At 33.9% G+C, this 9,492-nt stretch carries 9 protein-coding genes; 7 read left to right on the forward strand and 2 right to left on the reverse strand.

The window, feature by feature from the left end:
- The 6 genes from B9N71_RS10785 to B9N71_RS10810 form a co-directional block, all read left to right on the forward strand.
- A partial coding sequence (locus tag B9N71_RS10785) for an IS3 family transposase (RefSeq protein WP_143422119.1) occupies positions 1–199 on the forward strand: 199 nt, incomplete at its 5' end.
- A gap of 418 nt (positions 200–617) precedes the next feature.
- Positions 618–1,532, forward strand: coding sequence for a site-specific tyrosine recombinase XerD (gene xerD, locus B9N71_RS10790; protein ID WP_085165938.1), 915 nt, complete (start codon positions 618–620; stop codon positions 1,530–1,532).
- A 25-nt stretch (positions 1,533–1,557) separates the two neighbouring features.
- Entirely contained in the window at positions 1,558–2,256 is a 699-nt protein-coding gene (gene dsbC / locus B9N71_RS10795) for a bifunctional protein-disulfide isomerase/oxidoreductase DsbC (RefSeq protein ID WP_085165939.1), read from the forward strand.
- An 81-nt stretch (positions 2,257–2,337) separates the two neighbouring features.
- Positions 2,338–4,074 carry a single-stranded-DNA-specific exonuclease RecJ gene (gene recJ / locus B9N71_RS10800; protein ID WP_085165940.1) on the forward strand — a complete coding sequence of 579 codons (1,737 nt, stop codon included), beginning with the start codon at positions 2,338–2,340 and terminating at the stop codon, positions 4,072–4,074.
- A gap of 119 nt (positions 4,075–4,193) precedes the next feature.
- The gene (mpl, locus tag B9N71_RS10805) at positions 4,194–5,573 is read left to right on the forward strand and encodes a UDP-N-acetylmuramate:L-alanyl-gamma-D-glutamyl-meso-diaminopimelate ligase (RefSeq protein ID WP_065590663.1); all 1,380 of its coding nucleotides are present in this window, start codon (positions 4,194–4,196) and stop codon (positions 5,571–5,573) included.
- A 78-nt stretch (positions 5,574–5,651) separates the two neighbouring features.
- Complete coding sequence (locus B9N71_RS10810) at positions 5,652–6,011, forward strand: helix-turn-helix domain-containing protein (protein WP_065605767.1); 360 nt, start codon at positions 5,652–5,654, stop codon at positions 6,009–6,011.
- 61 nt (positions 6,012–6,072) lie between these two features.
- Here B9N71_RS10810 and B9N71_RS10815 read toward each other — a convergent pair whose 3' ends face one another.
- Together B9N71_RS10815 and B9N71_RS10820 are read right to left on the reverse strand one after the other, a co-directional pair.
- Positions 6,073–7,440 carry an L-serine ammonia-lyase gene (locus tag B9N71_RS10815; protein WP_065590662.1) on the reverse strand — a complete coding sequence of 456 codons (1,368 nt, stop codon included), beginning with the start codon at positions 7,438–7,440 and terminating at the stop codon, positions 6,073–6,075.
- 289 nt (positions 7,441–7,729) lie between these two features.
- A complete protein-coding gene (locus B9N71_RS10820; protein ID WP_085165942.1) occupies positions 7,730–9,028 on the reverse strand; it encodes a serine/threonine transporter in 1,299 nt (432 codons plus the stop codon).
- A gap of 342 nt (positions 9,029–9,370) precedes the next feature.
- Here B9N71_RS10820 and B9N71_RS12835 point away from each other — a divergent pair.
- On the forward strand, positions 9,371–9,492 hold a 122-nt coding region (locus B9N71_RS12835; protein ID WP_143422065.1), incomplete at its 3' end, for a transposase.

Genomic DNA, 9,492 nt, shown 5'->3' on the forward strand with positions numbered 1-9,492 from the left:
CAAAGGCTGCCCCTATGATAACGCAATTGCAGAAAGCACATTCAAAGCAGTGAAAACAGAATTTGTGTCAAATACTATTTTTGATTCACTGGCGCAACTTAAATTGGAATTTAATCACTATGTGGATTGGTTTAATTATAATCGACTTCATTCAACATTAAATTACCAGTCGCCGATTGAATACAAAAGAAATCGATGACCTTATCTTTTTGGTACTAAAAAGTGTGGACATACCAGTTTGACATTTTCCCCCCTCTTTATATCCAATTTTAAAATCAGTCTGTCTATTTTAATTATTTTTTATATCTTATACTCAGCATTACTGAGTTGAAGCAACAGACAGCTTAGCTAAAAAGCATACACAATTTTAGTGTGAAATTTAATCTTTTTTTAAAAAAAATGTTAAATGAATGTTGTTTAATATGAATAATTTCTGTTAGTTAAGCCAGTAATTGACAGCTACTTAAACTTTTTATTGAATAAGCGATTTAAATAACCTGACTTTTGTTAATGTGTAGAAATTTGTACAACTAAAAATAGCAATTTTTACTTAAACTGCAACTTATTGACAGCTAGTATATAATATAAAGAATAAACGTAATGTAGAGATAATTTTGATGTCTAGCCAAGATACACCTGCCCAAAATAAAATGTTAATAGACCGTTTTCTAGATTCATTGTGGCTAGAAAGGAACTTAGCTGAAAATACCATTGCTTCTTATAAACTTGATTTGTTAGCATTAAGTCAATCTTTACAACAACAAAATGTCACATTCCTAACAACTCAAACACTTAATTTACAAAACTTTTTAATGCAACGAGTAGAAGATGGGTATAAAGCAAGTAGTTCAGCACGTTTGCTTAGTGCAACTAAACGTTTTTTTCAGTATTTATATCAAGAAAATTATCGCACTGATGACCCTTCTGCAGTATTATCATCCCCCAAACTTCCTAAAAAATTACCTAAAGACTTAACTGAATCGCAAGTCGATGCGCTACTAGAGTCGCCAAGCATAGAAGATCCCATTGAACTTAGGGATAAAGCGATGTTGGAAGTACTTTATGCCACCGGTTTACGCGTATCTGAATTAGTAAATTTAGAAATTAGCGATGTTAGCTTACGTCAAGGTGTAGTAAGAGTAATTGGTAAAGGTAATAAAGAGCGCTTAGTCCCACTTGGAGAAGAAGCAATTTATTGGCTTGAATATTATTTTAAATATGCCAGAAATGATCTTTTAAAAAATGGACCTATTGATGTGCTTTTTCCAAGTCGATTAGGAAAAAAAATGACACGACAGACTTTCTGGCATCGAATTAAATATTATGCCATACTAATCGGTATAAATATTGATGCACTTTCTCCTCATGTGCTTCGACATGCTTTTGCGACACATCTTCTTAATCACGGAGCAGATTTGCGCGTCGTTCAAATGTTGCTTGGGCATAGCAGTTTATCAACTACACAAATTTATACACACGTTGCAACAGAAAGGTTAAAACAGTTACATAGTAAACATCATCCTCGAGCATAGGATTGACAAAAATAAGGATAATTGAATGAAAAAATTAGTTATATGTTTAGGCTTAGCGTTAATTTCAAGTTCAGTATTAGCAAGTAATAATGAAATTGCAAAATCTTTAGATAAATTCGGTTACGATAGCAAAGAATCAAAAATTTTTGATAGTCCAATTAAAGATTTTAAAAGCGTTAGTACGCCAGAAGGTATTGTATACGTTAGTAAAGATGGTAAATACTTAATTCAAGGCTCTATTTTTGATTTACAAGGTGATGAACCAGAAAATATTGCTAACAGCATCAATCTTAGCCTAATAAAATCAATTGAAAAAGATGCCATTATTTATAAAGCTAAAAATGAAAAATACATCATTTCAGTATTTACTGATTATACTTGCCATTACTGTAAACTACTACATGAAAATATTGATAAGTATTTAGAAGCGGGTATTTCAGTTCACTATTTTGCATTCCCTCGAGCAGGTGCTAACAGTGATGTTGGCAAAAACATGCAATCTATTTGGAGCATGGCTGACCGCAAAGCTGCATTTGACAATGCATACAAAGGTAATACAATTTCGCCAGCAAGCAGCATGATACCTTATGTAACACAACAATTTAATGTCGGTAAAAAGTTAGGGATTGGCGGCACACCTGCAATTGTCTTACCTAACGGCCAACTTGTTTCAGGTTACGTGCCTGCAGATAAACTAATTGAATTTCTTGATCACAAAAACTAAATAAAAATTAGCAGTTATTGTTACTAAAATGTAAATTAAAATGAAAACACATGTTAGCGCAAATGCGCTAGCATATAAATTATGAAAAAAAGTAAATTAAAACATCGCAAATTACCTGAAGTACTTCCAGAATTTTCTGATGATATTCTGTTATTATTACAACGGATTTATGCATTGCGTGGTGTTACTAGCATGCAAGATCTTGATTACACCACACGCAATCTATGCAATTACGATAAACTAGATGGTATTAAAAAGGCAGTCGAAATTCTTTATTCAGTAATGAAAAATAATCAGCAAATCATGATTGTTGGTGATTTTGATACTGATGGTGCCACCAGTACTGCTTTAACCATCAGAGCCTTAAAAAATATGGGGTACCAATTTGTTGATTATATCATTCCTGATCGCTTTAATGATGGATATGGATTAAGTGTTTCGGTTGTTAAAAAGGCCATTTTACAAAATGCACAACTTATTATTACCGTTGACAACGGAATATCTGCTATTGAAGCTGTCGATTTTGCTAAGCAATCAGGATTGTCAGTCATTATTACTGATCACCATTTATGCCCTGAGCTACTACCTAATGCCGACGCCATAGTCAATCCTAATTTACCTAATTGTACATTTCCATCTAAGCATTTAGCTGGGGTGGGTGTAGCTTTTTACTTTATGCTAGCTTTACGAGCAAAATTACGGCAAGAAAATTGGTTCTCCGACAATAATTTAGCTGAATATAATGTAGCAAATTTATTAGATCTAGTTGCTTTAGGCACTATTGCTGACGTGGTTAGACTTGATCATAACAACCGTATTTTAGTTCATCAGGGTATAAACAGAATACGAGCTGGCTATTGTTGTGAGGGCATCAAAGCCTTATTACAGGTATCTAAAAAAGATCCTATTAATCTTACGTCTAACGATTTAGCTTTTTATATAGCGCCACGATTAAATGCAGCAGGTAGAATGGATAATATGTCATTGGGAGTTGAATTACTACTTTGTGATAATTATGATTCAGCAATTAACAAAGCTATGGATTTGGATAATCTCAATAGTGATCGAAAGTTAATTGAGCAAATGATGCATAAAGAGGCCTTATCATTCATTCAAGAAATTGAAAAACAAAATATCACAATTCCTAATTCACTCGTGTTTCATCATCCAGAATGGCATCAAGGCATTATTGGGATCTTATCGTCACGTTTAAAAGATAAATATCATCGACCAGTCATATCTTTCGCTTCAACAGAAGATGGTTTTCTAAAGGGCTCCGGACGTTCAATTAAAGGCGTTCATTTACGCGATCTTCTTGATGAATTAAATCAGAAAAATCCTGATCTAATAATCAGTTTTGGAGGTCACGCAATGGCTGTTGGATTAACTATTCGAGAAGAAGATTTAGAACGTTTTAAAAATAATTTTGAAACACTTTTAGATGCACGCTTAGAACCCGATTTGCTAGAACCAATTATTGAAACTGACGGTGAAATAGATAGCCAAGATCTTACTTACGAAATCGCCAAACAATTAAAAGAATCAGGACCATGGGGAGAAGGATTCTACACTCCCATTTTTGACGGTGAATTCATTATTCATCAACAGCGATTATTTTCAGACAAACACCTAAAACTAGTACTAGAACCCCAAAACGGTGGTCCACTTATTGAAGGGGTCTTTTTTAATGTAAATAGACAACTATGGCCTGATCAATCGATAAAAAATGTGAAAATAGTTTACCATTTAGATGTAGATGAATTTCGTGGTAACCAAGCTCCATTATTAATGGTTAAACATCTATGGCCTCTCGCATAAACAATCAGAATCGATTATAATTACAAGGTTGCTCTGAATTTACATCTGTTTACCAATCAAATAAGCAATGGTTACCCAATACTATCAATATAAAGTTTATACAATGTTAAGGATTCAAAATGCATATTCATATTCTTGGAATTTGTGGCACATTTATGGCAGGGATTGCTTTGATAGCTCGCTCTCTTGGTCATAAAGTAACGGGTTCAGATAAAAATGTTTACCCACCAATGAGCACACTTTTACAAAAAGAACACATTGATATTATTGAAGGATATGATCCATCACAACTGACATCAAGACCTGATTTAGTCATTATTGGCAATGCGCTATCAAGAGGTAACCCTTGTGTAGAATATCTTTTAGATAATAACATTCCTTATATTTCAGCTCCTCAATGGTTACACGACAATGTATTGCGAGATCGTTGGGTCATAGCTATTGCTGGAACTCATGGTAAAACTACAACTGCGGGTATGGTCAATTGGATTTTAGAAAAGCAAGATTACAAGCAAGGATTCGTTATTGGTGGTGTACCGGGTAATTTTGATGTATCCGCAAGATTAGGTGAAGGCAATTATTTTGTTATTGAAGCAGATGAATATGATTGCTCGTTCTTTGATAAACGTTCAAAATTCATGCATTACTGCCCAAAAACACTTATCATGAATAATCTAGAATTTGATCATGCAGATATTTTTGATGATCTCAGTTCTATTCAAAAACAATTTCACCATTTAGTTCGTTTAGTGCCAAGCAATGGATTAATTATCTCACCACAAGAAGATGTAAATTTAAAACAAGTATTAGCTAAAGGTTGTTGGAGCCAAAAAGCATTCACAGAATCAGAAAACGGCTGGCTAGCACAACGTATGAATAATGATGCGAGTCATTTTGCGGTTTACTTTAACAATAAAAAAGTAGGCGAAGTAAAATATTCATTAGTTGGCGAACACAATATGCATAACGCACTAATGGCAATTGCAGCTGCCCATAATGTGGGCATTGAGCCTGCTGATGCTTGTTTAGCACTAGGTTCTTTTGCCAATGCTAAAAGACGATTAGAGCTTTATGGTGAAGTTAATAATATTGAAATCTATGATGACTTTGCCCACCACCCAACTGCAATTTTAGCCACATTAGAAGCATTACGCAGTAAAATAGGAGCTAATCGTCGCATTCTAGCCGTACTTGAACCACGCTCAAATACGATGAAATTAGGGGTATCTAAAGATGAACTAGCCCCATCACTTGGTCGAGCTGATGAAATTTTTATATTCCAACCTGAACAACTACCTTGGCTAGTAGCCGATGTGGTTGATGCTTGTATTCAACCCGCTTACTGGAGTGGTGATATCGATTTATTGGTTGAAATGATCACAAAATCAGCTAAACCAACCGATGCAATTTTAATTATGAGTAATGGTGGCTTTAATGGTATCCATAAAAAGATTTTAGAAAACTTAAAGAAGAAACAAATAAAAAACCAAGAACAATAACCGCTAGTCTAAAAATAATATAAATAGCAATATGATATATGCCACATCATGTGGCATATCAAACAAAAAGGACATTTCATGAATGAAACTACCGACATGATTGCTATGCTATGTCGCAGAATAAAATTAGCCAGAATTGAGAAAAATTTATCTCAACTAGAACTTGCGCAAAAATCCAAAATTGGCATTGCCACAATAAAACGTATTGAACAAGGCGAATCAATTACATTACAAACATTAATTTCCGTCCTCCGTGGATTAGGCGAACTTGATCAACTTAATAATTTACTTGCCTATAACGAAGTTATCCATATTGCCTCAGCAGAACAACCAAAACGAAAAAGAAAACAACGAAAAGTAAAAACTGAACGGGTAGATGTACTAACAGAAAATGATTTTTTGCGCTCTAAAGTTAACACCATGCACTGGAAACATTAAATAAAATCTAATGTTTCGCCGATTTTGCAATCGGCAAATTCGACAGAAAAATAGCAACAACCTAATTACAATGAACCGTAATTGCTAGCCCGCCACGCGATGTTTCTCGATATTTTGCATTCATATCCTTTCCTGTTTCATACATAGTTTTAATAACTTTATCTAAAGATACTTTTGCTGCAGTAATTCGTCTTAAAGCCATTCTTGTCGCATTTATCGATTTTACTGCGGCAATGGCATTTCGCTCAATACAAGGAACCTGAACTTGGCCTGCAACTGGATCACAAGTCAAGCCTAAGTTATGCTCCATTGCTATTTCTGCCGCCATGCATACTTGTTGAGGATTACCGCCTAAAAGCTCAGCAAGTCCTGCCGCAGCCATAGAACAAGCAACGCCAACTTCCCCTTGACATCCCACTTCTGCACCAGAAATAGAAGCATTTATTTGATAAAGTTGTCCTATTGCGCCACAAGTTAGAAAGAAACGAATATAAATATCAGGTGTAACTGGATTAATAAATTTATCATAATAAGCGAGCACAGCAGGTATAATACCACATGCACCATTTGTTGGCGCAGTAACCACTCGTCCTCCTGCTGCATTTTCCTCACTAACTGCAAGCGCAAACATATTTACCCAATCAATAATCACCATTGGATCACTAATAAATTTATCCTTAGTGGTAGACAATTGACGGTATAACGAAAACGCACGACGAGGAACTTTAAGTGGTCCTGGTAATAGCCCTTCTGTATTCATACCTCGTTTGATACATTCCAAAATAGTTTGCCCAACACGAGAAAAATAGGATTCAATTTCTTCATAAGAGTGTATTTGCAACTCATTTTTCATCATAATACTAGAAATTGATAATGAGTTATCTTCACAATGTTTTAATAATTGCTCAGCTGAAGCAAATGGATAAGGAAATTTTACTGAATCCTGCTCTTGTTGACCAAATTGCTCTTCTTCAACAACCTGACCACCGCCAACAGAATAATAAGTTTTCTGAAAAACTAATTTATCGCCGCTATATGCAGTCAAAGTCATACCATTTTCATGTAATGGTAAAAATTTAGAATGAAACACCATACAACTTTCCAACGGAAAATCGATTTCATAACGATCATTGTAAATAGATAACCGCTGAGTTTGGCTAAGTTTTTCGATAACACTTGGAATACTATCAATATCAACAGAATCAGGTTTTTCGCCAGCTAATCCCATAATAATAGCAATATCTGTTTGATGCCCTTTACCTGTTAACGACAAAGAGCCATAAACATCAGCCACAATTTTTGTTACTGATGCCATCATATTATTACTGATTAGTTGATCTATGAATGCCTTCCCTGCCCTCATTGGTCCTACTGTATGTGAGCTTGAAGGTCCAATGCCAATTTTAAATATTTCAAATACCGAACTCATATTTTTCCCTTTTGATGCAAAACATAAATAAATACTGCTATCCTAGTGATATCTTTACGAATTAACTTTTGCTAATAAAATAACCAATAATCATCTTGCCACTTACCCCATACTGATACCTAGGTATCACTTTTGAAATTATGAAAATAAGTTTTAATACCCATTAATAGTTAATTCTTGCTATATCGGTAGATTATTTTACTAGTAGCTGTATTTACCTACCAACGAATGCCAGTAGGTTTTATATATTAAATAAACAAGTAAGTGGTAATTAACCATGAATTAAATTTTATAATAAATTATAGATAGCGGCTGAAATTGCAACTAATCCCATAACAACAATAAACACATTACTTAGCCTTCCTTTATATTTTGCTAGTACAGGTAATTTATGAATTGCATACATTGGCATTAAAAACAACAACACAGCTAAAATTGGGCCACCAAGTGATTCAATAAGACCTAAAATACTTGGATTTAATGTTGCAACCCCCCAAGCAGTTACAAACATAAAGGCAATAGCTAATTTATCAAGTTTGTTTTCTGAAATTGTTTTATTACGGTTACGCAAAAATTTATTAACAACACCATTAAATCCTTCTTTACCACCTAGATAGTGACCTAAAAACGATTTAGCCATTGCAATAAATGCAATTGGAGGACCAATATACTCAATAACAGGTGAATTAAATCGATTAGCCAAATATGACAACGTTGAGATATTTTGAGCTTTTGCCTCTAAAAGTTCAGCAGGCGACAAGCAAAGCGCACAACTAAAAACAAAAAACATCACTGTTACAACCATCATAATATTGCTTGCTGCAATAATTCTAGTACATTTAGGTTCAGCATAAACGTCACCATATTCTTTACGTTTAGCTACCGCTAAAGATGAAATAATTGGTGAATGATTAAATGCAAAAACCATAACAGGAATAACTAACCAAAGTGTCATTAAAATACTTTGTTCTCCGTCACTACTACCAAAAGACAAATTGGTAAAAATTTCACCATTCCACTCAGGAATTAAAAATAACGCTAAAATCATTAAAACGGCAATAAATGGAAAAACTAATATTGACATAACTTTAACAATAAGTTCTTCGCCAAAGTGAACAATTGACATTAAAAATGCAACTAAAACAAATGAAAGTAAAGCTCGTGGTAATGACTCCATTCCTAATTGATGAACCATAAAGCTATCTACTGTATTTGTAATACCAACGCTATATACTAATAATATTGGGTAAATTGCAAAAAAATAAAGTACAGTTATCCAGTTTCCTGCTGTGCGCCCAAAAGCCTCTTCAACAACAACGGTAATATCGCCATCGCGACTTTTACCTGATAATACAAATCGACACAAAGCTTGATGAGCAAAAAATGTCATAGGAAAGGCAAGAACCAACATAACCAGCAACGGAATTAACCCACCGACACCTGCATTAATTGGTAGAAAAAGTACTCCAGCACCAATCGCTGTACCATAAAGGCTAAGCATCCATAACGTATCACTTTTTCGCCATTTAGGTAATGCTGACTCATTATTGGCATTTGTTACGCTATCATTTGTCCTTAGCTTACTCATTTTTGTTACTACTCCTTAATCTAAAATTTGGCGCATATGATATCAATTTAATATTTTTTACAAAGTGATCAACATCACATAAATAACAAAAAATTAAATATAATCAATAAACTAAATAGCATCGAATTTGATACCTAATAGCTTTAAAATAATTAAAATATCAATTTTGATTCAAAGAAATTGCGCAAAATACTTGCTCTAACTCAAATTTAACTAAGATTAAATAAAAGCAGTTAAATTTAATAAACAACTCAATGGATATTGGATCGGCTACACTAATTCATACAACTTTTTTAAGGGGTAAGGTAAGGTAAACTTATCACAACTAAAAAAGGAACAAATATGAATAAGATTAAACGCAAAAGACGAACATTCACAGATGATTTTAAACAGCAAATGGTCAGTCTTTATCAACATGGTAAATCACGTAGTGAAATCGTTGCCGAATATGATTTGACACCATC

This window comes from Gilliamella bombi (assembly GCF_900103255.1).
GTDB classification, from domain to species: domain Bacteria; phylum Pseudomonadota; class Gammaproteobacteria; order Enterobacterales; family Orbaceae; genus Gilliamella; species Gilliamella bombi.